We start from the raw sequence: 292 nt of genomic DNA, 5'->3' as shown, positions 1-292 counted from the left end.
GAGCAATAGGTCAACGAGCCAAAACCGATAAGCTTGATGCGCAATTAATTGCGCATTATAGTGAAGCGATTAAACCTAAATTATCACAGCTTAAGCCAGATACCATGCAGGCAATGAGTGATTTAGTGACTCGACGTAACCAGTTGCTTACGATGCAAACAATGGAGAAAAATCGCTTACAAATAATGCCCAAAGCACTGGCGATGACAATCAAACCAGTACTAACTTTATTTAATAATCAGATAAAAAAGATTGAAGAAAAAATCGTTAAACTCATTGAAAGCTGCCCTGA

1 protein-coding gene is annotated in these 292 nt (G+C 37.7%); it reads left to right on the top strand.

Translation table 11 applies throughout. The features are described from left to right. On the top strand, positions 1-292 hold a 292-nt coding region (locus tag ACFI34_RS18810; RefSeq protein WP_462674603.1), incomplete at both ends, for an IS110 family transposase.

This window comes from Pseudoalteromonas sp. PSi26, from assembly GCF_054960575.1.
This window is presented reverse-complemented; position numbering and strand designations above follow the sequence as displayed.